Origin of the sequence: Pseudomonas mendocina (assembly GCF_003008615.1) — a bacterium.
In the GTDB taxonomy this organism is placed as follows: domain Bacteria; phylum Pseudomonadota; class Gammaproteobacteria; order Pseudomonadales; family Pseudomonadaceae; genus Aquipseudomonas; species Aquipseudomonas mendocina_C.
On the sequence record NZ_CP027657.1, the window covers coordinates 1,807,716 to 1,830,469 of the forward strand.

23 protein-coding genes and 1 other RNA gene are annotated in these 22,754 nt (G+C 64.2%); 9 read left to right on the forward strand and 15 right to left on the reverse strand.

All coding sequences use genetic code 11. The annotated features are described in order from the left end of the window. Nucleotides 1-49 precede the first annotated feature (49 nt). The 14 genes from C7A17_RS08310 to C7A17_RS08375 form a co-directional block, all read right to left on the reverse strand. A complete protein-coding gene (locus tag C7A17_RS08310) occupies nt 50-1,753 on the reverse strand; it encodes a SulP family inorganic anion transporter (RefSeq protein WP_106737589.1) in 1,704 nt (567 codons plus the stop codon). Then, nucleotides 1,743-2,606: an MBL fold metallo-hydrolase gene (locus C7A17_RS08315; RefSeq protein ID WP_106737590.1), complete on the reverse strand. Its 864-nt coding sequence runs from the start codon at nt 2,604-2,606 to the stop codon at nt 1,743-1,745. Before C7A17_RS08315 ends, C7A17_RS08310 begins: the two co-directional genes overlap by 11 nt. Nucleotides 2,607-2,622: 16 nt before the next feature. Then, on the reverse strand, nt 2,623-2,769 hold the full coding sequence (locus C7A17_RS08320; RefSeq protein ID WP_106737591.1) for a YgaP family membrane protein: 147 nt from the start codon (nt 2,767-2,769) through the stop codon (nt 2,623-2,625). Continuing rightward, nucleotides 2,766-3,203 (reverse strand): DUF6691 family protein, encoded by a 438-nt coding sequence (locus C7A17_RS08325; RefSeq protein WP_106737592.1) that lies wholly within the window; start codon nt 3,201-3,203, stop codon nt 2,766-2,768. The genes C7A17_RS08320 and C7A17_RS08325 overlap by 4 nt, the downstream gene beginning before the upstream one ends. Before the next feature lie 2 nt (nt 3,204-3,205). Next, nucleotides 3,206-3,640, reverse strand: a complete 435-nt coding sequence (locus C7A17_RS08330; protein ID WP_106737593.1) for a YeeE/YedE family protein — start codon at nt 3,638-3,640, stop codon at nt 3,206-3,208. After that, a complete protein-coding gene (locus tag C7A17_RS08335) occupies nt 3,637-3,951 on the reverse strand; it encodes an ArsR/SmtB family transcription factor (protein WP_106737594.1) in 315 nt (104 codons plus the stop codon). The genes C7A17_RS08330 and C7A17_RS08335 overlap by 4 nt, the downstream gene beginning before the upstream one ends. A 199-nt stretch (nt 3,952-4,150) precedes the next feature. Continuing rightward, nucleotides 4,151-4,540: a glycine cleavage system protein GcvH gene (gene gcvH / locus C7A17_RS08340; protein WP_106737595.1), complete on the reverse strand. Its 390-nt coding sequence runs from the start codon at nt 4,538-4,540 to the stop codon at nt 4,151-4,153. 92 nt (nt 4,541-4,632) lie between these two features. Next, nucleotides 4,633-5,715: a glycine cleavage system aminomethyltransferase GcvT gene (gene gcvT, locus C7A17_RS08345; RefSeq protein ID WP_106737596.1), complete on the reverse strand. Its 1,083-nt coding sequence runs from the start codon at nt 5,713-5,715 to the stop codon at nt 4,633-4,635. 411 nt (nt 5,716-6,126) lie between these two features. Then, on the reverse strand, nt 6,127-7,743 hold the full coding sequence (locus C7A17_RS08350; RefSeq protein WP_106737597.1) for an ABC transporter permease: 1,617 nt from the start codon (nt 7,741-7,743) through the stop codon (nt 6,127-6,129). 169 nt (nt 7,744-7,912) lie between these two features. Further along, the gene (locus tag C7A17_RS08355) at nt 7,913-8,914 is read right to left on the reverse strand and encodes an extracellular solute-binding protein (protein ID WP_106737598.1); all 1,002 of its coding nucleotides are present in this window, start codon (nt 8,912-8,914) and stop codon (nt 7,913-7,915) included. A 111-nt stretch (nt 8,915-9,025) separates the two neighbouring features. Next, nucleotides 9,026-10,243: a 2-octaprenyl-3-methyl-6-methoxy-1,4-benzoquinol hydroxylase gene (locus C7A17_RS08360; RefSeq protein WP_106737599.1), complete on the reverse strand. Its 1,218-nt coding sequence runs from the start codon at nt 10,241-10,243 to the stop codon at nt 9,026-9,028. A 75-nt stretch (nt 10,244-10,318) separates the two neighbouring features. Next, nucleotides 10,319-11,503, reverse strand: a complete 1,185-nt coding sequence (gene ubiH, locus C7A17_RS08365; RefSeq protein WP_106737600.1) for a 2-octaprenyl-6-methoxyphenyl hydroxylase — start codon at nt 11,501-11,503, stop codon at nt 10,319-10,321. Between the two features lie 4 nt (nt 11,504-11,507). Further along, nucleotides 11,508-12,842: a Xaa-Pro aminopeptidase gene (gene pepP, locus C7A17_RS08370; RefSeq protein WP_106737601.1), complete on the reverse strand. Its 1,335-nt coding sequence runs from the start codon at nt 12,840-12,842 to the stop codon at nt 11,508-11,510. Between the two features lie 19 nt (nt 12,843-12,861). Beyond that, entirely contained in the window at nt 12,862-13,416 is a 555-nt protein-coding gene (locus C7A17_RS08375; protein WP_106737602.1) for a YecA/YgfB family protein, read from the reverse strand. Between the two features lie 193 nt (nt 13,417-13,609). Between C7A17_RS08375 and C7A17_RS08380 the strand changes: the two genes are divergently transcribed. The 4 genes from C7A17_RS08380 (at nt 13,610) to C7A17_RS08395 (ending at nt 15,019) form a co-directional block, all read left to right on the forward strand. Further along, entirely contained in the window at nt 13,610-13,819 is a 210-nt protein-coding gene (locus tag C7A17_RS08380; RefSeq protein ID WP_074857487.1) for a TIGR02449 family protein, read from the forward strand. After that, nucleotides 13,816-14,121: a cell division protein ZapA gene (locus tag C7A17_RS08385; RefSeq protein WP_106737603.1), complete on the forward strand. Its 306-nt coding sequence runs from the start codon at nt 13,816-13,818 to the stop codon at nt 14,119-14,121. The genes C7A17_RS08380 and C7A17_RS08385 overlap by 4 nt, the downstream gene beginning before the upstream one ends. A gap of 67 nt (nt 14,122-14,188) precedes the next feature. Continuing rightward, nucleotides 14,189-14,367: non-coding RNA, 6S RNA (gene ssrS / locus C7A17_RS08390), on the forward strand. Nucleotides 14,368-14,422: 55 nt separating this feature from the next. Beyond that, nucleotides 14,423-15,019: a 5-formyltetrahydrofolate cyclo-ligase gene (locus tag C7A17_RS08395; RefSeq protein WP_106737604.1), complete on the forward strand. Its 597-nt coding sequence runs from the start codon at nt 14,423-14,425 to the stop codon at nt 15,017-15,019. Between the two features lie 48 nt (nt 15,020-15,067). Here the strand turns inward: C7A17_RS08395 and C7A17_RS27185 are convergent, their stop codons facing one another. Further along, nucleotides 15,068-15,199, reverse strand: coding sequence for a hypothetical protein (locus C7A17_RS27185; protein ID WP_013713530.1), 132 nt, complete (start codon nt 15,197-15,199; stop codon nt 15,068-15,070). Nucleotides 15,200-15,393: 194 nt separating this feature from the next. Between C7A17_RS27185 and C7A17_RS08400 the strand changes: the two genes are divergently transcribed. From C7A17_RS08400 to C7A17_RS08420, 5 genes are all read left to right on the forward strand, one after another. Next, the gene (locus tag C7A17_RS08400) at nt 15,394-15,843 is read left to right on the forward strand and encodes an EVE domain-containing protein (protein WP_106737605.1); all 450 of its coding nucleotides are present in this window, start codon (nt 15,394-15,396) and stop codon (nt 15,841-15,843) included. Between the two features lie 52 nt (nt 15,844-15,895). Continuing rightward, nucleotides 15,896-17,752: a sensor domain-containing diguanylate cyclase gene (locus tag C7A17_RS08405; RefSeq protein WP_106737606.1), complete on the forward strand. Its 1,857-nt coding sequence runs from the start codon at nt 15,896-15,898 to the stop codon at nt 17,750-17,752. Nucleotides 17,753-17,823: 71 nt separating this feature from the next. Next, entirely contained in the window at nt 17,824-18,885 is a 1,062-nt protein-coding gene (locus tag C7A17_RS08410) for an HlyD family secretion protein (protein ID WP_106737607.1), read from the forward strand. Beyond that, nucleotides 18,882-21,587, forward strand: a complete 2,706-nt coding sequence (rbbA, locus tag C7A17_RS08415) for a ribosome-associated ATPase/putative transporter RbbA (RefSeq protein ID WP_106737608.1) — start codon at nt 18,882-18,884, stop codon at nt 21,585-21,587. The genes C7A17_RS08410 and rbbA overlap by 4 nt, the downstream gene beginning before the upstream one ends. Beyond that, complete coding sequence (locus tag C7A17_RS08420) at nt 21,587-22,711, forward strand: ABC transporter permease (RefSeq protein WP_106737609.1); 1,125 nt, start codon at nt 21,587-21,589, stop codon at nt 22,709-22,711. Before rbbA ends, C7A17_RS08420 begins: the two co-directional genes overlap by 1 nt. The last annotated feature ends 43 nt before the right edge of the window (nt 22,712-22,754 follow it).

Consider the following 22,754-nt stretch of genomic DNA (forward strand, 5'->3'; position numbering starts at 1 on the left):
ACCCAGATCAAGCCCCACCCGGCACGTTAAGAATTTGCAACAAATCCGCTTAGAGCGCTCTACTTCGGGCGATCAACTCAGGATCGAGCGTCGCCAGCGCCTGGTACTGGCTGACGAACACCTGCCCGCCGAAGCGCTCGAGAAAGTCCGAACGCTTGAGCCTGTCCATCACCGGGCCCTTGACCTCGGAGAAGTGCAACTGCAAACCGGCGCTGGCCAGGCGAGCGCCGATGGTCTCCAGCGAGTCCAGGGCGCTGGCATCGATCAGGTTGACCCCCGAGCACTGCAGCACCACATGCCGCGCCTGCGGCCGTGCCGCAACCAGTTCGGCAATGCGCTCCTCCAGATAACGGGCATTGGGGAAATACAGGCTCTCGTCGACCCGAAGCGACAACACCGTGGCACTGTCGAGCGTGTCGAAACGCTCGACGTTGCGGAAATGCTCGCTGCCGGGCAACAAACCGATCACCGCGATATGCGGCCGGCTGGTGCGCCAGAGAAACAGCAACAGCGACAGACCGACGCCGAGAACGATGCCAGCCTCGACGCCATGGGCGAGCACACCGACCAGGGTGACCAGTTGCGCCACGCCGTCCTGCCGCGAGTAGCGCCAGGTTCGACGCAGCGTACGCAGGTCGATCAGACCGAGAATCGCAACCAGGATGCTCGCCGCCAGCACTGCCTGTGGCAGGTGCTGCAACAGTGGCGCCAGGCCCAGCGCGGCGCCGAGCATCAGGGCCGCGACCCACAAGCCGACCCGCGGCGTGGCTACCGGCGTTTCCAGCGCCAGTGCAGAACGCGAGAAACTGGCTGCCACCGGAAAGCCGCCGGTGAAGGCCGCCGCCAGGTTGGCCCCAGCCTGGCCGCGCAACTCCCGGTCGGGATTGACCGAACGCCGCCGGCGCGCCTCAAGGCTCTGAGCGATGGAAACCGACTCGACGAAGCCAACCAGTGCGATCAGCAACGCCGCCGGCCATAGCTCGCGCAGCAATTGCAGATCGAGCGGCGGCAGGGTCAACGGCGGCAACCCCGCTGGCACCGTCCCGACCACGCGTACGCCCAGCGACTCCAGGCCAAACAGAGCACTGGCGGCAATGCCCAGCAGCACCAGCAACAGCGCCCCAAGGCGCACCAGCCAACCGGCCAGGCGTACCGGCAAACCGCAGCAATGCAACTGCCTGAGGGCCAGCAGGAAGCAGACACTGCCCAGCCCCAGCAACAAGGTCGGCAAATGCACCTGATCGAGTTGCGCCCACAGCGAAGGCAGCAAATCCGGCAGGCTCTGCCCCGCGCCCCGAATACCGAGCAGATGACCCAGCTGGCTGGCCGCGATCAAAATCGCCGAGCCGCTGACGAACCCGGCAATCACCGGGTGACTGAGGAAATTGGCCAGCACACCCAGGCGCAGGAGGCTCATCGCCAGCAGGAACAACCCGACCAGTGCCGTCAGCATGACCGCTCCGGCCATGTATGCGGCGCTACCGGCGAAACCGAGCGGTTGCAGGGCGGCAGCGGTCATCAGTGAAAGAATCGCCACCGGCCCCAACGACAGCGCCACACCGGCACTGCCACCGAGCCAGGCATACACCGCCAGCGGCAGGATGCTCGCGTATAGCCCGGCAACCGCTGGCAAGCCGGCCAACTGCGCGTAGGCCAGCGCCTGCGGCACCAGGAGCAGAGAGACCAGCAGCGCCGCGATCAGATCGGCGCTGGCCGAATTGCGCAAATAGCCGCGCAAGGGCTCAAAGGACATTCAAGGGCACCTTGAGATAACGCACCCCGTTGTCTTCCGGCGGGGGCAGTTCGCCGCCGCGCATGTTCACCTGTACCGACGGCAGGATCAACGTCGGCATGCCCAGCGTCGCATCACGCTTGGTGCGCATGGCGACGAAGTCGTCCTCGCCGACGCCTTCGTGCACATGCACGTTGTGCGCGCGCTGCTCGGCCACTGTGCTCAGGAACTGAAAATGCTCGCGCCCTGGCGCCTTGTAATCGTGGCAGAGGAACAGTCGGGTCGAATCCGGCAGACCGAACAACCGTTGAATCGAGCGATACATTACGCGGGCATCGCCGCCGGGGAAGTCGCAACGTGCGGTGCCGTAGTCCGGCATGAAGAGCGTATCGCCGACGAAAGCCGCATCGCCGATCACGTAGGTCATGCAGGCCGGGGTATGCCCTGGCGTATGCAACGCACGAACCTCCAGGCCACCGATGCGAAAGCATTCGCCATCGCTGAACAGCTGATCGAACTGACTGCCGTCGCAAGCGAACGCGCTCCCCGCATTGAACAGCTTGCCGAAGGTGCTCTGCACCTGGGTGATCTGCGCACCGATGGCCAGACGACCGCCCAGCGCCTGCTTGAGATAGGGGGCGGCAGACAGATGATCGGCGTGCACATGGGTTTCCAGCAGCCAGTCCACCGCCAGCCCCTGGGCCCGGACATGTTCGACGATGCGCTCGGCACCGGCATGCGAGGTACGCCCCGAAGCGGGGTCGTAATCGAGCACCGAATCGATGATGGCGCAACGGCCCGTAGCCGGATCACTGACCACATAGCTGTAGGTGAACGTGGCCGAATCGAAGAAGGGGGTGATGACGGCGGACATGGCGACTCCCGGTTGATCAGGATTTGCGCGTGCAGGTATCGATGCCCGGCAGCGGATAAGCCGGACAGTAGCGGAAAGTGCCGGTGGCCAACCTCAGAGCAATGAGGATCAGGCCAACAGCAATGCGCGGGCTACGGTCGAGGGTTCCAACATTGCTCTTCATCGAGCACCTCCAGAGCAACGCCCGCGCAGGCCCTCCAGCGCGGCAAAGATCAGCATCCCCACCAGCATCGCCGCCACGAACAACAACGCCTGCCAGTGGCCAGCGAGCAACAAGGTGAGCGCAGGGCCCGGACAGATACCGGCGATACCCCAACCCACACCGAACAGCAGGCTGCCACCGATCAGCCGGGCATCCAGATCACGGCGAGTCGGCAACTGCATGGCGCCGCCCAACAACGCCCGGGAACGCTTGTCCGCCAGCTTCAACGGCAGCATTGCAACAGCGATGGCACCTGCCATAACCAGCGCCAGGGACGGATCCCAGTTGCCAGCCAGATCGAGAAAAGCCAGCACCTTGGTCGGGTCAGCCATACCGGCCAACAGCAAGCCGAAACCGAACAGCAAGCCAGCCACGAATGCACTGAACCTGGCCATGATCAGCCCTCCAGCAGGTTGCGCAGCACGAACACCGTGACGAAGCCACTGGCCATGAAACACAGCGTGGCCACCAGCGAGCGTGGCGAAAGACGAGAAACGCCGCACACGCCATGACCACTGGTGCAACCAGAGCCATAACGGGTACCAAGGCCCACCAGCAGTCCGGCGACGACCAGACTCAACGTGCCGCCCTCGAAGCGCACTGGCGGCAGGTCGGCGAACGCCAGCCAGAGCAAGGGCGCCAGCAACAAGCCAAGGAGAAACAGGGCTTTCTCGCCACGCCCCTCGGCACCGCGCTGCAACACACTACCCAGCAGGCCGCTGATACCCGCGACGCGGCCGTTGGCCAGGGCAAAGAGCGCCACCGCCAAACCGATCAGCGCGCCACCAGCCAGGGCGCTCCAAGGTGTGAAATTGGCCCAATCGACGTTCATTGCTGCCCCTCGCAGAACAGGCGATACAGCGTCTCGATCACCGCGAGCGCGGCCGGACTGCTGATGCGGTAGAAGATCTGCTTGCCGTCACGCCGGGTCTCGACCAATCCTTCGCGCCTCAGTACGGCCAGTTGCTGCGACAGCGTTGGCTGCTGAATACCAAGCTGCGCCTCCAGCTCGCTGACGTTGCGTTCACCCTGGGAAAGCTGGCAAAGCAGCAGCAGACGATCCGGATTGGCCAGCGCCTTGAGCAACTGCCCGGCGGCATCGGCATTGGCACGCAGTTGCTGGATGTCGAGGGAATCGACCATGGAACACCTTCAATCAATACAATATATAAAAATATATATTGTATTTCTGAAGAGCGTTAGCCAAGGCGACCGACGGTCGCAGTGAAACCAGGTGGCGGACGAAGGCAAAACTGCCAGCGTGGTTGGCGAGCTACATCCAGCCAGTGCCATAAAAGCAAAAACCCGCCGAGGCGGGTCTTTGTCGATGCTGCGGGCGCGATCAGGAGTCGGCGTCGGCAGCAGCCTGATAGGCAGCGGCATCGAGCAGCTTATCCAGCTCGCTGGCATCGCTCGGCTTGAGCTTGAAGAACCAGCTGCCGTAGGGATCGCTGTTGACGCTTTCCGGGCTGTCGGCCAAGGCTTCGTTGATGGCGATCACTTCACCGCCAACCGGTGCATAGATATCCGAGGCAGCCTTAACCGACTCGACCACACCGGCTTCCTGGCCAGCACTCAGTTGCTTGCCGACTTCCGGCAGCTCGATGAACACCACGTCGCCGAGGGCTTCCTGAGCGTGGTCGGAAATGCCCACGGTCACGCTGCCATCGGCCTCCAGACGCGCCCACTCATGGCTGGCGGCGTAACGCAGATCGGCGGGGATATTGCTCATGTCTCATTCCTCGTAAGCGATGACGGCAAGTGGGCCGTCAGGACAATTTAGCAGGCCACGACGAGAGGGGAAGCTCGCGCCGCAGCCGATGTTCAGATCAGCGTCTTGCCGTGGCGCACGAAGCTCGGCTTGACCACGCGCACCGGGAACCACTTGCCGCGGATTTCCACCTCGGCGCGATCCCCCGTGGCCGCAGGCACCCGGGCCAGAGCGATGGATTTGTTCAGCGTCGGCGAGAAGCTGCCACTGGTGATCTCACCCTCACCGACACCTTCGACACGCACCACCTGGTGGGCACGCAGCACGCCACGCTCCTCCAGCACCAGACCAACCAGCTTGCTCGGGCAACCGGCAGCGCGCTGCGCCTGCAGAGCGGCTCGGCCGATGAAATCACGCTCGACAGGCTCCCAGGCCAGCGTCCAGGCCATGTTGGCAGCCAGCGGAGATACGCTCTCGTCCATGTCCTGGCCATAGAGGTTCATGCCGGCCTCCAGCCGCAGGGTGTCGCGCGCGCCCAGGCCAATGGGGGCGATCCCCGCGCCGACCAGCTCATTGAGGAAGTACACCACCTCACTGCTCGGCAACACGATTTCCAGGCCGTCCTCGCCGGTGTAGCCGGTACGGGCGATGAACCAGTCACCTTCGGGCAGTCCCTCGAACGGCTTGAGCTCCTGGATCAGGGCAGCGCGAGCCTGGGTCACCAGCTCCGCCGTGCGCACGCGGGCCTTGGGCCCCTGGATGGCGAGCATGGCCAGGTCGCGGCGCTCGCGCAGTTGCACGTCGAAGTCCGCGGCCTGAGCGTGCATCCACGCCAGATCCTTGTCGCGTGTACCAGCGTTGACCACCAGGCGATAACCGTCTGCGCTGCGGTAAACGATCAGGTCATCGATCACCCCGCCCTGCTCGTTGAGCATGGCGCTGTACAACGCCTTGCCGATGCCCTGCAGGCGCGCCACATCGTTTGCCAGCAGGCGTTGCAGATAGGCCTGCGCCTGGCTGCCGCTGACGTCCACCACGCACATGTGCGAGACGTCGAACACGCCGCACTCGCGGCGCACCTGATGGTGCTCCTCCACTTGCGAACCGTAGTGCAGCGGCATGTCCCAGCCGCCGAAATCCACCATCTTGGCCCCCAGCGCCAGGTGCAGGTCATAGAGGGGGGTACGCTGTCCCATGGGTATCTCCTTCCGGGCTTGGCGAAGCGATTCAGACCCCCGAGAAGCTAGCTGCGTTGCCATTGCGGCGTTGCAACCAGGTTCAAAATGCTCATGTGCAAAAGCACACTCCGCTTTTTCACCTGTCTGCGCCTTGCACTGGCGGCCTCGCTTACGCTTCTCGACACGTCTGCCGGGTTACCCGGCTCGCGAATGGCGCGCATTGTAGCCGCAAGGTCGGCGGGGGTCATCTGACCAAAGGTCGCGCGGAGCGTAGGGCGAGCTCAGGAGCGCCAGCGAACAATTCGCCAAGGCGCCACAACTTGCCATCGAGCCCAATGGTGTACTGCTTCGCGAACGGATCGCCGCCCGGTACACCCTACCTGCGAGGGAGACCCACCCAGCTCTGAGCGCCAGTAGACACCACCACCCTCAGCCGAAACTGCGCGCCGAGCGACGAATCAGCAGAATCACCGGCAACAGACCGACCAATACCAGCGTAAGGGCAGGCAGCGCAGCGCGCGCCCACTCACCCTCGCTGGTCATCTCGAATACCCGCACGGACAGGGTGTCCCAGCCGAAGGGGCGCATCAGCAAGGTCGCCGGCATTTCCTTGAGCACGTCGACGAATACCAGCAGCGCGGCCGACAAGGTGCCCGGCAGCAAAAGTGGCAAGTACACCTTGAAGAACAGCCCGAAACCGCCGACGCCCAGGCTCCGCGAAGCCTCGGGCAGGGATGGGCGGATCCGCGCCAGGCTGGTTTCCAGTGGCCCGAACGCCACCGCCATGAAACGTATCAGGTAGGCCACCAGCAGCGCCGCCAGGCTGCCCAGCAGCAGCGGCTTACCGGCGCCCCCCAATGCCGTGGACAGCGGAATCACCAGCTCGCGATCCAGGAAACTGAACGCCAGCATGATCGCTACCGCCAGCACCGAGCCCGGCAATGCATAGCCGATGTTGCCCAGCGCCACACCGAAGCGCACACCGCGATTCGGCGCCTGACGGCGGGCGAAGGCCAGCAGCATCGCCACGCTGACGGTGATCAGCGCCGCCATGCCGCCCAGGTACAGGGTATGCAGGATCAAACCGGCGTAACGCTCATCGAGATCGAAACGGCCGCGTTGCCAGAACCACGCCAGCAGTTGCAGCAACGGGATGACGAAGGCGCAAGCGAACACCAGACCGCACCAGGCACTGGCGGCGAAGGCCTTCCAGCCATGCAGGTGATACAGCGCCTTGCCTCTTGGCCGCTCGTTGGCCGGCCGCGCAGCGCCGCGGGCACGGCGCTCGCCGTAAAGCACCAGCGCGACGGCGAGCAGTAGCAAGCTGGCCAGTTGGGTGGCGCTGGTCAGGCTGTAGAAGCTGTACCAGGTCTTGTAGATGGCCGTGGTGAAGGTGTCGAAATTGAACACCGACACCGCGCCGAAATCGGCCAGGGTTTCCATGATCGCCAGCGCCAGACCGGCACCGATGGCCGGCCGCGCCATTGGCAAGGCCACACGCCAGAAAGCCTGCCAAGGGCTCTGCCCGAGCACTCGCGCCGCCTCCATCAGGCCCTTGCCCTGAGCCAGAAAGGCACCACGGGCAAGCAGGTAAACGTAGGGGTAGAACACCAGTACCAGGACGATGATCACGCCACCGGTCGAACGCACGCGCGGCAGCCGGAAGCCGCTGCCGAACCACTCGCGCAGCAGCGTCTGCACGGGACCTGCGAAATCCAGCAGGCCGACGAAGACGAAAGCCAGTACGTAGGCGGGAATGGCGAAGGGCAGCATCAGCGCCCAGTCCAGCCAGCGCCGACCGGGAAACTCGCAAAGGCTGGTGAGCCAGGCCAGGCTGACGCCGAGCAGGGTCACGCCGACACCAACACCGATCACCAGCGTCAGGGTATTGCCGATCAGGCGGCCCATCTGCGTCTGCCACAGATGCGTCCAGATCTGCTGATCCACCTCATGCCAGCTCAGCAGCAGCACCGACAACGGCATCAGCACCAGAACGGCGACGGCAAGGACGATGGGATACCAGCGACGCTGGACGGGATGCGGCACGCGGATTCCTCGACTACGGAAATGACGACGCCCCGGCTAGGCGGGGCGTCGCAGTATAACGGCAGCGGCGTGGATCGCCGAAGGTACACCTTTAAGTCATACGATCGCGCGAGCTGAACCCTGCTGCTTTCAACGCAGCAGGGTCGACACGCAGCAGATCGTTACGGACTTACTGCCAGCCGGCGCGATCCATCAGCATGGTCGCTTCAGCCTGACGCTTGCCCGCCACTTCAGTAGCCACGGTGTCGGCCTTGAAAGTGCCCCAGGAAGCCACCTCAGCGGACGGTTTCACCGCAGGGTTGGCCGGATATTCCTGGTTGACGCCAGCGAAGATGCTCTGCGCTTCCGGGGTGGTCATCCACTCCAGCAGCTTCTTGGCCTGCTCGGCGTGCGGCGCATGCTTGGTCACACCGGCACCCGCCAGGTTGACGTGCACACCACGGTCAGCCTGATTCGGCCAGAACGGTTTCACCTTCAGGCCTGGGTTCTGCTTGTGCAGACGACCGTAGTAGTAGGTATTGGTGATGCCCACGTCGCATTGGCCCGCATCGATGGCCTGCAGCAATGCGGTGTCATCGGCAAACACGTCGGTGGCCAGGTTGTTCACCCAACCCTTGACGATTTCCTCGGTCTTTTCCGCGCCATGGGCTTCGATCAGGGTGGCGGTCAGCGACTGGTTGTAAACCTTCTTACTGGTACGCAGGCACAGACGGCCTTCCCAGTTCTTGTCGGCCAGCGCTTCGTAGGTGGACAGCTCCTCCGGCTTGACGCGCTCGGTGGAGTAGAAAATGGTGCGCGCACGCAGCGACAGGCCAGTCCAGCTGTCGGTGCTGGAACGATACTGGGCGGGAATGTTGGCATCGATCACATCGGACTTGGTCGGCTGCAGCACGCCTTCCTGCTCGGCCTGCCAGAGGTTGCCGGCATCGACGGTGATCAGCAGGTCGGCCGGGGTGTTGGCGCCTTCGGCCTTGAGGCGGGCGATCAGCGGGGCTTCCTTGTCGGTGATGAACTTCACCTTGACCCCGGTCTTCTCGGTGTAGGCATCGAACACCGGCTTGATCAGCTCATCGATGCGGGCGGAGTAAACCACCACTTCATCAGCGGCCTGAACGGCGGAGGCCAGGGTGCCGAGAGTGAATGCAGCGAGGAGCGCGTTACGAGCCTTCATGGGATCAGCCTCTTACGGATTGGCAAAGTGGCTGAATGGTAGTGAATGTTATTTGCCTTCTCAACGTAAACAGCGAGACGAAACGCGCCAGTTATTACAAGTTGCGTCAGCTCAAGCGCGTGCCAGCTCCGGCAGATCACCGGAAAGTCCCAGCGCCTGACGCACGAACAGCGCCTTGGCTTCGGCCTGGCCGTCGACCAGATCGAGGCCGACGTTGCGCAGCAGACGCAGCGGCAGCGGGTCGGCCTGGAACAGACGCTGGAAGCCCTCCATCGCCGCCATCATCGCCAGGTTATGCGGCATGCGCCGGCGCTCGAAACGGCTCAGCACGCGCTCCTCACTCAGGTTCTCGCCACGCTCCAGAGCATGCAGCAGCACTTCGGCCAGCACAGCAGCGTCGAGGAAGCCCAGGTTGACGCCCTGCCCGGCCAACGGATGGATGGTGTGCGCGGCATCGCCGACCAGCGCCAGCCCCGGCTCCACATAGCGTTTGGCATGGCGTTGGCGCAGCGGAATGCACAACCGGCGATCGGCATGCAGCACCTTGCCGAGGCGCGCCTCGAAAGCCTTGGTCAGTTCATGGCAAAAGGCTTCGTCGTCCAGTGTCATCAACCGTTCAGCCTCGACCGGCACGGTCGACCAGACGATCGAGCACCAATGCTCACCCGCCGGGCCATCAAGCGGCAGGAAGGCCAGCGGGCCATCGTCAGTGAATCGCTGCCAGGCCGTGGCCCGATGCGGACGCTCGCAACGCACGCTGGTAACGATGGCGTGATGCAGATAATCCCACTCACGTGTGGCGCATCCGGCCAGACGGCGTACCGCGGAGTTGGCGCCGTCAGCAGCCACCAGCAGCGGCGCGCGCAACTGGCGGCCATAGGTGAGAGTCAGCAGCCAGTCATCGCCACTGCGGCGCAACTGCTCCAGGCGCGCACCGGGCAACAGGCCGATCTGGCTATCGTGCAGGCGTTCGAGCAGCGCATCCTGCACCACGCGATTCTCGACGATATGGCCGAGCGTCTGTGCATGCACGCTGGCGGCGGCGAAGTGGATGCTGCCGGTACCGGAGCCATCCCACACACGCATCTCACCATAGGGGCTGGCACGCCGCGCAACGATGCCATCCCAAGCACCCAGGCGTTCGAGGATGCGCTGACTGGCCATCGATAACGCACTGACGCGCGGCTCGAACGGCGCCTGCCCATCGAACGGCGACACGCTCAGCGGACTGCCGTCGACGATAAGAATGTCCAGGCCGCAGTGCTCCAGCGCCAGGGCCAAGGTACTGCCGACCATACCGGCACCGACGATGATCAGATCCGCGCGCATATCACTCCTTAAACCCTAGGGTGCCTGCGCACCATGGCTTCCGGTTGGTGCGCACAGCGCACCCTACTGGGCTGGTCATAAATTACGGGTTCCCATGCCCATCGCCTGCCGCGCGAACCAGCGCTTGGCCGGCGGCAGCAGGTCGAGTCCGAGCAGGCCAAGATTACGCCCTGCGGTCAGCAGCGGCTGAGCGTTGCTGAACAGGCGCGTTACCTGATCGGAGAAGCCGACGGTCATGTGCTGATCGAGCTGCTGCCGCTGCTGATAACGCTGCAACGTGGCGAAATCGCCCAGGAGCGCATCGCTGTCGGTCAGTACCTCGGCCAGTGCCAGGGTATCGCGCAACGACAGGTTGTAGCCCTGACCGGCGATGGGATGCAAGCTGTGCGCGGCATTACCCAACACCACCAGATGCGGTCGCACCTGCTCCTGCGCCTCGACCAGGCTCAGCGGGTAAAGATGGCGCGCGCCGACCTGCTGCAAGGCGCCCAGGCGATAGCCGAATGCTTGCTGCAACTCGCAGAGAAAACTGGCCTCGCTGACGCGCAACAGGCGCTCGGCATCAGCCTCGGCGCGTGTCCAGACCAATGCACAGCGGTTGTCGCTCAAGGGCAGCAACGCCATCGGGCCGTCATCGGTAAAACGCTCGAAGGCCTGACCGCGATGCGCCTCGAGCGGGCTCACGTTGGCGATCAGCGCACTCTGTCCATAGGGCTTGATGCTGACGCCGATACCCAGTTGCTCACGCAGGCCGGAACGCCCACCGTCGGCGAGAATCGCCAGGTCGCAGTCGGTACTGGTTTCGTCGTTCAACGTCAGGCGGTAACCGTCCTCCAGACGCTGCATCGCGACCACCTCGGCCGGACAGCGCCACTCGATCACATCCTGATCCAGCGCCTGCCACAGGCAGTGGCCGATCCAGGCGTTCTCCACCACGTAGCCAAGCGCCGGCACGCCCTCCTCGATGGCTTGCAAGCGCGTGGCGCCGAAGCGGCCGCGGTCGGAAACGTGGATCTGCTGAATCGGCTCGGCGCGCTGGGCAATGCTTTGCCAAAGGCCCATACGCTCGTAGATCAGCCGGCTGCCATAGGACAGCGCGGTGGAGCGGGCGTCATAACTGGGCTGGTATTCGCTGCCCGGCGCGAAGGGCTCGATCAGGGCGATACGCCAGCCACGCTGGCGTGCCGTGTCCTGCAGGGCCAACGCCAGGCTGGCACCGACCAGGCCACCGCCGATTATGGCCAGCTGTACGCGTGACATGGGCTCAAGCCGCCTCGCTACGCGCGGCAGCCATCAACGCCTCGATTTCTGCGACCGACTTGGGCACACCGCCCGTAAGAATCTCGCAGCCCTTCTTGGTCACCACCACGTCGTCCTCGATACGCACACCGATGCCGCGCCACTTCTTGGCGACCTGGTCGTTGTCGGGGGCGATATAGATGCCCGGCTCGACCGTCATCGCCATGCCCGGTTCGAGCACGCGCCACTCGCCACCCACCTTGTAGTCGCCGACATCGTGCACGTCCATGCCCAACCAGTGGCCGGCGCGATGCATGTAAAAGGGTTTGTAGGCTTCGCTGGCGATCAGCTCGTCGACATCGCCGTCGAGCAGGCCCAGCTCCACCAGCCCGGCAGTGATCACGCGCACGGTGGCTTCGTGGGCTTCGTTCCAGTGCTTGCCTGGAGCGATGAACTTGAACGCCTCCTCGTTGGCCTTGAGCACCAGCTCGTAGATGGCCTTCTGCTCGGGCGAGAACTTGCCGCTGACCGGGAAGGTGCGGGTGATGTCGCTGGCGTAGCAGTCGATCTCGCAACCGGCATCGATCAGCACCAGGTCACCGTCCTTGAGCGCCGCATCGTTCTCGCGGTAGTGCAGGATGCAGGCATTGCGGCCGGCCGCGACGATGCTGCCATAGGCCGGCATCTTCGCCCCGCCCTTGCGGAACTCGTAATCCAGCTCGGCTTCGAGGTGATACTCGAACAGGCCGGCGCGGCTCGCCTGCATGGCGCGGATGTGGGCGCGCGCACTGATCTCGGCAGCCTCTTTCATCACCTTCACCTCGGCAGCCGACTTGTACAGGCGCATGTCGTGCAGCAGGTGGTTGAGAGCGACGAATTCGTTCGGCGGCGTCGCACCCTGACGGGCCTTGGCGCGGATGTGGTTGACCCACTCCATGAGTCGATGATCGAACTCCTGGTTGCAGCCAATGGCGTAATAGACGCGCTCGCGGCCTTCGATCAGTCCAGGAAGAATGTCGTCGATATCGCCGATGGGAAAGGCATCGTCGGCGCCGAAAGTCTTGATCGCACCGTCCTGACCGGCGCGCAGGCCATCCCACAACTCGCGCTCCGGGTCACGCTCACGGCAGAACAGCACGTACTCGCCATGCTCACGGCCGGGGATCAGCGCCATCACCGCCTCGGGCTCGGGGAAGCCGGTGAGGTACTGGAAGTCACTATCCTGACGGTAGACATGCTCGACGTCGCGGTTACGGATGTACACCGGCGCCGCCGGCAGGATGGCGATGCTGTTGGGTTCCATCTGCGCCATCAGCGCCTTGCGCCGACGGGCATATTCGGACTTGGGGATGCTGATCACGGCAGGCTCCGGCGAAGAATCAGTGCAGGGACGGTTTGGCGGCAGGCGCAGCGGGTTTGGCGCATTCGGTGAACAGCAGCAGCGGCGCGACCCGCAGATACTCCATCACCTCCATGTAGTCGCTCTCGCCATCCTCGGACTCCTCCAGGCCGCTCTGTACCTGAGCGATGGCCGAGAGATCCTGCAACACTTCCATGGCTTCGGCGCTCAGCGCGCCATCGCGAGCAGTCAGACCGAAACCACCGAGAAAGCCCTGGCACCACTGGCCCAGAGCTGCTGCACGCTGCGCCAGCGGGGTTTCGTCGTCCGGCAGCAACAGCACCACGGTGATGTCTTCACCGCACAGCTCGCCCTTGACCATCTCCTGCAGACCGATCAGCGCCTGACGCACGTTGTCCTGCGGCTCGCCGCCGAGCAGGTCGGCGGCATCGAGCAGCCAGGCATCGGCGTCGAAGCCGGCGCCCGCACAGCTGCGACCGAGCAGCAGGCCATGCAGTTCGGCGGGGGAAACGGAATGCCCGGCGCTATTCAAAAGAGCGGCGAAGGCGGCGTAGGGAGAGCTTGGAATCGACATAGATAGCTAGGCGCCAGGCGGCGCAATCTCTAGAATGGAGGCCTCGTATCCTAGCACCGGCAGACGCGGCAAGACCATCCGAGGCCGCCGGAGTGATGACATCATCTGCATCACACCACTGCCATCCGTGGTTTGACCCCTCACCGGGACAGGCCTATATAGTCCAGCCATTCCCTCCCCATAGCGAGAGCCCATGGAAGACGCCGATTTGCACGCATTGACCGCCAAGCTGGAGCTCCTGATCCAGCGTGTCGAGCAGCTAAAGGCTCACAACCGACTCCTGCTGGCGAATGAACAGGCCTGGCGCGAGGAACGCGCCCATCTGATCGAAAAGAACGAATTGGCTCGGCACAAGGTCGAATCGATGATTTCGCGCCTTAAAGCCCTGGAGCAGGACTCATGACCCAGTCGAACACCGTGACCGTCCACATTCTGGACAAAGAATATTGCATCGCCTGCCCGCAGGACGAACGCGCCAACCTGGAAAGTGCTGCCCGCTACCTGGACGGCAAGATGCGTGAGATTCGCACCAGCGGCAAAGTGATCGGTGCCGACCGCGTCGCCGTGATGGCGGCGCTGAACATCACCCACGACCTGCTGCACAAGCAGCAACGCCTGGATCAGGACGCCAGCTCCACCCGCCAGCAGGTTCGTGACCTGCTTGATCGCGTCGACCATGCATTGACCGACGACTCGAGTTCCTGAGCGCCGTCATGCCTGCCAGTTCGTCGCAGGCCGCCCCCAAGGGGGTCTATTCAGGTATACTGGGCGCAACTTCCTGGGGTGTGCGCCAGTCGGTGATGTCCCTGAGCCGATACGCACAACCACGGGGGTTGCAAGTTGGGGCCGGTGTGCATGTCCGCCTGACGGAAAGCCTTAACGCCTCCTGCAACCTCCACCTTGAACTTTCGGGTTCAAGGGCTAAACCGACAGCGGCACGCCGGGAAGTCATCTTTTCCAGCAGTGATCTGCCACACTGCTACCCGCCTCGCCCAAGCCTCATCTCATGACTACGCCAGCCACTCTCAGTCGCCCGCAATTGCGCCGCGTGCTGCGTCAGCGCCGCCGTGCGCTCAGTCGCAGTCAGCAACGCCTGGCCACACGCAACCTGTATCGCCAACTGGCGCAAAGCCCACAGTTTCGCCGCGCCAGGCATATCGCACTGTATCTGCCCACCGACGGCGAGATCGATCCGCAGCCGCTACTGGCCGCTGCGCAAAAGCGCGGCAAGCGTATCTACCTGCCAGTGCTCAGCGCCTGGCCGCGCACCAAGATGGTGTTCCAGCACGTTGCCCGGCACGAAAAGCTGGCGCGCAATCGCTTTCGTATCCTTGAGCCACGCCCGCAGCCCAAGCGTCAACGCAAGGTCTGGGCACTGGATCTGGTGTTGTTGCCACTGGTCGGTTTCGATGACCGCGGCGGGCGCCTGGGCATGGGCGGCGGGTTCTACGACCGCAGCCTGGCCTACCTGCATAGGCGCAAAAATTGGCACATGCCGACACTGCTGGGCCTGGCGCACGAATGTCAGCGCGTCGATGAACTGGCGATGGCCAACTGGGACGTACCGTTGCAGGCTACGGTGACGGACAAGAAGTGGTATTGAGTCGAGAGATGCGGCACCGCGCTCCTTGCGGCGCTTGGAATCGCTGAATCAGGGCTGCTGCGTTACATTGATCGGAGCGTCGCTCTGGCGCTCCCACAAGCTCTGGGTGTAACCCGTGGTAACCACGCCCAGACTGAACAGTACGACGAGAACCCACAAAAGATCTGGTTTGCGTTTCATCTATTGCCTCCCCCTTCAAGGCAATGCGCGCGTTGGTCGCGCGTTATTGTTGTATGCAATACGGCGACGCCAAGCGTTAAGCCGGGCATTTTCCGTCAGTGCAGAGCGCTGTGCAATTTCCGACGCCAACCGGCCGTCGGAGATCCCCCTCAAACGAGCGTCCGTTTACGGACAGACCTGCAGGAGCAAAGTTCATGCCTTATTGGCTGATGAAGTCGGAACCCGATGAATTGTCCATCCACGACCTGCAACGGCTGGGCAAAACACGCTGGGACGGCGTGCGCAACTATCAAGCACGCAACTTCATGCGGGCGATGAAGCCGGGCGATCTGTTCTTCTTCTATCACTCCAGTTGCCCGCAACCCGGCATCGCCGGTATCGCGCGCATCGCTGGCGAGGTTTACCCCGACCCTACCGCGCTCGATCCGCACAGCCACTATCACGACCCCAAAGTCAGCACCGAGAAGAATCCCTGGAGTGCGCTGGACGTGGAGTTCGTCGAAGCCTTCGACGAGGTGCTGGCACTGCAGCAGCTGAAGAACAACCCGCTGCTGGCCGAACTGGCCTTGGTACAGCGCGGCAGTCGACTGTCGGTGATGCCGGTGAGCGATGCTGAATGGGCGGCGATTCTCGCCATGCGTTGAGTCCCACGCACCGCTGTGCTATCACCACAGCGACAGCCTACGGAGCACGCCCATGCCAGCCTCTTCCGCCTGGCCCGCGCGCCTGGCGCTGGCCTTACTCCTGCTGGTACTGAGCGCCGCCAGCGTACTGCTCTGGCGTCAGATTGAGGGCGTGCAGCAACAGCGCGTTGACGAGCGACTGGGTTACCAGGCCCGCAGCCTCGCCCGTCAACTGGAAAGCACCCTGCACCTGGAAGTTGCCAGCCTCGAGCGCATCGCCCGCTTGTGGAACAGCCTGGGCCGCCTGCCACGCGCGGCCTGGGACGAAGAAGTGGAACGCGCGCTACGTGGCTTTCCCGCCTATCAGTCGATCCAGTGGGTCGGCCCCGACCTGCACATGCGCTGGCTGCTTCCGGTCGCGGGTAACGAAGCAGCGCTGAATTTCCGCCTATACCCCGAACACCCCAACTACCCCCTGGCGATGGAGGCTCGCGAGACCGGAGAACAGCGCTTCTCCAACAGTTTCGACCTGGTGCAGGGTGGCCGTGGCTTCGTGCTCTACACCCCGCTGTACCGCGAGCAGAATGGCGAGCGCGTGTTCGACGGATTCCTCCAGGGGGTATTTCGCGTCGAGCCATTGATGCAGCAGTTGCTCAGCCAGATCGACCGCGATGCCTTCAATCTGGAGCTGCTGGAAAACGGTCACAGCCTGTTTCGCCACGGCGAGCCGGACAGCAACAAGTGGCACAGCTTGCAACTAGGCCTGAGCCTGCTCAACAACCAGGGTTTCAGCCTGCGCCTGAGCCCAACTGAGCAGTTGCTCGATCAGCTCGACTCACCGCTGCCCGGCGTCGTGCTCGGCGCCAGCCTGGCAATCAGCCTGCTGCTGGTCGCAGCCCTGGCCCTGGCCCTGGAAAACAGTCGTCGCGCCCACGCCCTGCAACTGGCCAACCGACGCCACAAGCAGGAAGCCGAACGCCGCGAAGAAACCGAGCAACGCCTGCGCGAGAATCGCGAGCGCCTGCAGTTGGTGCTCGACCTGACCGACTCCAGCCATGACGGCCTGTTCATCTTCGACAGCAGCAGCCGCGAGTTGCTGCACATGAACCAGGCCACCTACGCCACGCTCGGCTATCGCCCCGAACAATTCGCCGAACTGCTGCGTGACGACCCGGAAAAGCTGATGCCCGACTTTCACCGCTGGCTGGAACAGGCACGTCAGGCGCAACGCGCCAACCTCTCGCGGATATTCCAGCGTGAACTGATTCGTCGCGACGGTAGCCGCCAGCCTGCCGAGATCAATACCCAACTGGTGCAGCTGCATGATCGCGAATACCTGATCGCCGTCTCCCGTGACAACAGCGAGCGCCTGCAACTGGAGGCGCAACTGCAGCGCCTGTCGCAACTCGATGGCCTGACCGGCTTGTACAACCGCCGCCACTTCGATCAGCAACTGCAGAGCGACTGGCGTCGCCTGCGCCGCCTCGGTGCGCCACTGGCGCTGTTGATGCTGGATATCGACCATTTCAAGGCCTACAACGATGCCCTTGGCCACCTGGCCGGCGACGATGCGCTGCGCCGAGTCAGCTCCGCACTGCAGGACAGCCTGCAACGTGAGGGCGACACGGCCTGCCGCTACGGCGGCGAGGAGTTCGCCATCATCCTGGCCCACACCGGCCTGGAGGGGGCCGAGCAAGTCGCCGCTCGCATCCACGATGCCATCGCCAGCCTCGAGATCCATCATCCCGCCAGCCCGTTCGGACGGCTGACCCTGAGCATCGGCATGACCGTGGTCGACCCGGTCACGGACGAGCAATCGGGTGAGCTCGTCGCCCGCAGTGACCATGCGCTCTACCAGGCCAAGCATCAGGGGCGCAACCGTACCGCTCTATGGCAGCAACCCACGGTTGACCTGCATCAAACCACCTAGACTGGTGGCGACGGACAATGGAAACCTCTTGATGGAGCTTCTGTCACGAGGCTCACGAAAGGATATGACCGATGAACAGAAAACCTCTGCCCTATCTGATCGCTGCGGGCGTCGCCGTGCTGGCAGCCGTGGCCTGGTGGCAACTGCGCCCGGATGGACTCGGCGAGGGTTTTGCCAGTGGTAACGGCCGCATCGAGGCCACCGAGGTGGACGTGGCAACCAAGCTGGCCGGCCGCATCGCCAGCATCGAAGTCGACGAAGGCGACTTCGTCGAACCGGGACAGATCCTCGCACGCATGGACACCCAGGTGCTCGAAGCGCAGCTGGCCCAGGCTCGCGCCCAACTGCGCCAGGCCGAGAACGGACAGAACACCGCCGCCAGCCAGATCAGTCTGCGTCAAAGCGAAAAGCTCACCGCCGAGGCGGTGGTGCGCCAGCGCCAGGCCGAACTGGATGCCGCGCGCAAACGCCACGCCCGTAGCGCCACGCTGGTCAAGCGTAACGCCATGGCCCAGCAGCAGCTGGATGACGATCTGGCCCGCCTGCAGAGCGCCGAAGCGGCGTTAGCCGCAGCGCGGGCCCAGGTCAGCTCGGCCGAAGCAGGGATCGCTGCCGCGCAATCGCAAGCCATCGAGGCGCAGTCAGCGACCGAAGCGGCCCGCGCCAGCGTCGAACGACTGCAGGTGGACATCGACGACAGCCAGCTCAAGGCGCCTCGCGCCGGTCGCGTGCAGTACCGCGTGACCCAGCCGGGTGAAGTGCTCGGCGCTGGCGGCAAGCTGCTCAACCTGGTGGATCTCACCGACGTCTACATGACCTTCTTCCTGCCCGAGCGCCAGGCCGGTCGCGTCGCCCTCGGCAGCGAAGTACGCCTGGTGATCGATGCGGCGCCGCAATATGTGATCCCGGCCAAGGTCAGCTATGTCGCCAGCGTCGCCCAGTTCACTCCGAAGACCGTGGAAACTGCCAGCGAACGCGAGAAGCTGATGTTCCGGGTCAAGGCGCGCATCGACCCCGATCTCCTGAGCAAGCACCTGCAGCAGGTGAAGACCGGCGTGCCTGGCATGGCCTATCTGCGCCTCGACCCTGACGCCGAATGGCCCGCGCATCTGGCGATCAAGGTTCCGCAATGAACGCGCCGGTCGCACGCCTGAGCGGCGTCGGCCTGCGCTACGGCCAGACCCACGCCCTGCAACAGGTCGACCTGGAGCTGCCAGCCCGCTGCATGGTCGGCCTGATCGGTCCGGACGGTGTCGGCAAGTCCAGCCTACTGGCGCTGATCGCCGGGGCGCGCAAGATTCAGGACGGTAGCGTCGAAGTGCTCGACGGCGACATGGCTGACGCTCGCCACCGGCGCAATGTATGTCCTCACATTGCCTATATGCCTCAGGGCCTGGGCAAGAACCTGTATCCGACGTTGTCGGTGTTCGAGAACCTGGACTTCTTCGGTCGCCTGTTCGGCCAGGACGCTGCCGAACGCGAGCGGCGCATCGATGATCTGCTGCGCAGCACTGGCATGGCCGCTTTCCGCGAACGCCCGGCAGGCAAGCTGTCCGGCGGCATGAAGCAGAAGCTCGGGCTGTGCTGCGCACTGATCCATGACCCGGATCTGCTGATCCTCGACGAACCGACCACCGGCGTCGACCCGTTGTCACGCAACCAGTTCTGGGAGCTGATCGCCCGCATCCGTGCGCAACGTCCGCAGATGAGCGTGTTGGTGGCCACTGCCTACATGGAGGAAGCCGAGCGCTTCGATCATCTGGTGGCGATGGATGCCGGCCACGTGCTGGCCGAAGGCAGCCCGGCCGAACTGCGCGCACGCACCGGCAGCGACAGCCTGGAGCAGGCCTTCATCGCCCTGCTGCCCGAAGAGCGCCGCCGCGGCCATCAGCAGGTAGTGATTCCGCCCCTGCAAGGCAGTCACGAGATCGCCATCGAGGCCAAGGGCCTGACCATGCGCTTCGGTGATTTCGTCGCTGTCGATTCGGTGTCGTTTCGCATCCGCCGGGGCGAGATCTTCGGCTTCCTCGGTTCCAACGGCTGCGGCAAGAGCACCACCATGAAGATGCTCACCGGCCTGCTGCCGGCCAGCGAAGGCGAGGCACTGTTGTTCGGCCAGGCGGTCGACCCACGCGACATGGCCACGCGCAAGCGGGTCGGCTACATGTCCCAGGCGTTTTCACTGTATGGCGAACTGACGGTGCGACAGAACCTGGTGCTGCATGCCCAACTGTTCCACGTCCCTTCAGACGAGATCGAACCGCGCGTGGCGCAGATGGCCGCGCGCTTCGATCTCGACGAGGTCATGGACATGCTCCCCGAGCGCCTGCCGCTGGGTATCCGCCAGCGTCTGTCGCTGGCCGTGGCGGTGATCCACAAGCCGGAGATCCTGATCCTCGACGAACCCACCTCAGGGGTCGACCCGGTGGCCCGCGACGGTTTCTGGCAACTGATGCTCGACCTGTCGCGCCAGGACGGCGTGACCATCTTCATCTCCACCCACTTCATGAACGAGGCGCAGCGCTGTGACCGTATCTCGTTGATGCACGCCGGCAAGGTGCTCGACAGCGATACCCCGCAGGGCCTGATGGACAAACGCGGCCTGGACAGCCTGGAAGCCACCTTTATCGCCTACCTGCAGGAGGCCGTCGGCGAGCAGCCTGTCAGCGAGGCGCCGCCACTGGAGCAGGCACCGCCACCGCAACGCCAGTTGTTCAGCCTGCGCCGTCTGCTCAGCTACGCCCGACGCGAAGCGCTGGAGCTGCGGCGCGACCCGATTCGTGGCGGCATGGCCCTGCTCGGTACGGTGCTGCTGCTGTTCATCATCGGCTATGGCATCAGTCTCGACGTGGAAGACCTGACCTTCGCCGTGCTGGATCGCGACCAGACCACCACCAGTCAGGAATACCACCTGAACCTGTCCGGCTCACGCTACTTCCTGGAGAAGGCGCCGCTGCACGATTACGACGAGCTGGAGCGACGCCTGCGCAATGGCGACATCAGCCTGGCGGTGGAGATTCCGCCGCACTTCGGCCGCGACCTCAAGCGCGGTGCCAGCCCGCAGATCGGCATGTGGATCGACGGCGCCATGCCGACCCGTGCCGAAACCATCAAGGGCTACGTCACCGGCCTGCATCAGCACTACCTGAGCGAGCTGGCCCGACGCTCGCCGCAGCCGCAGGCTGCCAACGCCGCCGAACTGGAGGTGCGCTACCGCTACAACCCAGATGTCGAAAGCCTCAAGGCCATGGTACCGGCAGTCATCCCGCTGCTGCTGATGCTGATTCCGGCGATGCTCACGGCACTCGGCGTCGTGCGCGAGAAGGAGCTGGGGTCGATCATCAACCTCTACGTCACCCCGGTCACCCGCCTGGAGTTCTTGCTCGGCAAGCAGTTGCCCTACATCGCCCTGGGTCTGTTCAACTTCATCCTGCTGGTGCTGCTGGCGGTCACTGTGTTCGACGTGCCGCTCAAGGGTAACCCGTTGACCCTGCTGGCCGGTGCCTTGCTCTATCTGGCCTGCGCCACCGGCCTCGGCCTACTCATGTCGACCTTCACCAAGAGCCAGATCGCCGCCGTGTTCGGCACCGCCATCGCCACCCTGCTACCGGCCATCCAGTTCTCTGGTCTGATCTACCCGGTCGCCTCGCTGGAAGGCTTCGGCGCGCTGGTCGGCCAGCTCTACCCTACCTCGCAGTTCCTGGTGATCAGCCGCGGCCTGTTCTCCAAGGCACTCGAACTCCATGATCTGGCCGGGTACTTCCTCGCCCTGGCGCTGACCATCCCGCTCCTGACGCTGCTCAGCGCCAGCCTGCTGCGCAAACAGGAGGTCTGATGGAACGCCTGGCCAACATCCTGCACCTCGGCATCAAGGAACTGCGCAGCCTGCAGCACGACCTGGCACTGGTACTGCTGATCGTCTGGGCCTTCAGCATGGGCATCTACTCGGCCGCCACCAGCATGCCGGAAAGCCTGCACAACGCCGCCATTGCCGTGGTCGACGAAGACCAGTCGCAACTCTCCGAACGGCTGATCCAGGCCTTCCAGGAGCCCTATTTCCGCACTCCGGAACGCATCGATCTGAGCGAGATGGATCGCGGCATGGACTCCGGGCGCTACACCTTCACCCTGAACATTCCGCCGAACTTCCAGCGCGACGTGCTCGCCGGCCGCAGCCCGGCGATCCAGCTCAATGTCGACGCCACTCAGGTGAGCATGGCCTTCACCGGTGCCGGCTACATCCAGAACATCGGCGCCAGCGAGGTGGCCGAGTTCGTTCGCCGCTACCGTGGCGACCTGGCGCAGCCGGCGGAACTGGCGCTACGCGTGCAGTTCAACCCGAACCTGACGCGCGCCTGGTTCGGTTCGGTGATGGAGGTGATCAACCAGATCACCATGCTGTCGATCATCCTCACTGGCGCGGCGCTGATCCGCGAACGCGAACACGGCACCGTGGAGCACCTGCTGGTGATGCCGGTAACGCCGCTGGAGATCATGCTGGCCAAGGTCTGGTCGATGGGGCTGGTGGTGCTGACGGCGGCAGCGCTGTCGCTGCTGCTGGTGGTGCAGGGTTGGCTGCAGGTACCGATCGAGGGCTCCATCGCGCTGTTCCTGGCCGGAGCGGCGCTGCACCTGTTCGCCACCACCTCGATGGGCATCTTCTTCGGCACGGTGGCCCGCTCGATGCCGCAGCTGGGCCTGCTGATCATCCTGGTGCTGCTGCCGCTGCAGATCCTCTCCGGCGGCACCACGCCGCGCGAGAGCATGCCCGAGCTGGTGCAGCAGATCATGCTGGCGGCGCCGACCACCCATTTCGTCGCGCTGGCCCAGGCCATTCTCTATCGCGGCGCGGGGCTGGCCATCGTCTGGCCCTACATGCTGGCCATCGCCGGCATCGGCACGTTGTTCTTCGTCGCGGCACTGAGTCGCTTTCGCAAGACCCTGGCGCAGATGGCCTGAACAAACCGTAGGAGCGGCTTCAGCCGCGAATCGCTTTGGCCTT

Coding starts and splice junctions, on each gene's coding strand:
- C7A17_RS08330 (WP_106737593.1), bottom strand. CDS start 3,640: ATGAACGTCGATTGGGCCAATTTCACACCTTGGAGCGCCCTGGCTGGT.
- C7A17_RS08335 (WP_106737594.1), bottom strand. CDS start 3,951: ATGGTCGATTCCCTCGACATCCAGCAACTGCGTGCCAATGCCGATGCC.
- C7A17_RS08400 (WP_106737605.1), top strand. CDS start 15,394: ATGCCTTATTGGCTGATGAAGTCGGAACCCGATGAATTGTCCATCCAC.
- C7A17_RS08375 (WP_106737602.1), bottom strand. CDS start 13,416: ATGTCGATTCCAAGCTCTCCCTACGCCGCCTTCGCCGCTCTTTTGAAT.
- C7A17_RS08410 (WP_106737607.1), top strand. CDS start 17,824: ATGAACAGAAAACCTCTGCCCTATCTGATCGCTGCGGGCGTCGCCGTG.
- C7A17_RS08380 (WP_074857487.1), top strand. CDS start 13,610: ATGGAAGACGCCGATTTGCACGCATTGACCGCCAAGCTGGAGCTCCTG.
- C7A17_RS08385 (WP_106737603.1), top strand. CDS start 13,816: ATGACCCAGTCGAACACCGTGACCGTCCACATTCTGGACAAAGAATAT.
- C7A17_RS08315 (WP_106737590.1), bottom strand. CDS start 2,606: ATGTCCGCCGTCATCACCCCCTTCTTCGATTCGGCCACGTTCACCTAC.
- C7A17_RS27185 (WP_013713530.1), bottom strand. CDS start 15,199: ATGAAACGCAAACCAGATCTTTTGTGGGTTCTCGTCGTACTGTTCAGT.
- gcvT (WP_106737596.1), bottom strand. CDS start 5,715: ATGGGACAGCGTACCCCCCTCTATGACCTGCACCTGGCGCTGGGGGCC.
- rbbA (WP_106737608.1), top strand. CDS start 18,882: ATGAACGCGCCGGTCGCACGCCTGAGCGGCGTCGGCCTGCGCTACGGC.
- C7A17_RS08405 (WP_106737606.1), top strand. CDS start 15,896: ATGCCAGCCTCTTCCGCCTGGCCCGCGCGCCTGGCGCTGGCCTTACTC.
- C7A17_RS08355 (WP_106737598.1), bottom strand. CDS start 8,914: ATGAAGGCTCGTAACGCGCTCCTCGCTGCATTCACTCTCGGCACCCTG.
- gcvH (WP_106737595.1), bottom strand. CDS start 4,540: ATGAGCAATATCCCCGCCGATCTGCGTTACGCCGCCAGCCATGAGTGG.
- C7A17_RS08395 (WP_106737604.1), top strand. CDS start 14,423: ATGACTACGCCAGCCACTCTCAGTCGCCCGCAATTGCGCCGCGTGCTG.
- ubiH (WP_106737600.1), bottom strand. CDS start 11,503: ATGTCACGCGTACAGCTGGCCATAATCGGCGGTGGCCTGGTCGGTGCC.
- C7A17_RS08325 (WP_106737592.1), bottom strand. CDS start 3,203: ATGGCCAGGTTCAGTGCATTCGTGGCTGGCTTGCTGTTCGGTTTCGGC.
- C7A17_RS08320 (WP_106737591.1), bottom strand. CDS start 2,769: ATGAAGAGCAATGTTGGAACCCTCGACCGTAGCCCGCGCATTGCTGTT.
- C7A17_RS08310 (WP_106737589.1), bottom strand. CDS start 1,753: ATGTCCTTTGAGCCCTTGCGCGGCTATTTGCGCAATTCGGCCAGCGCC.
- C7A17_RS08360 (WP_106737599.1), bottom strand. CDS start 10,243: ATGCGCGCGGATCTGATCATCGTCGGTGCCGGTATGGTCGGCAGTACC.
- C7A17_RS08420 (WP_106737609.1), top strand. CDS start 21,587: ATGGAACGCCTGGCCAACATCCTGCACCTCGGCATCAAGGAACTGCGC.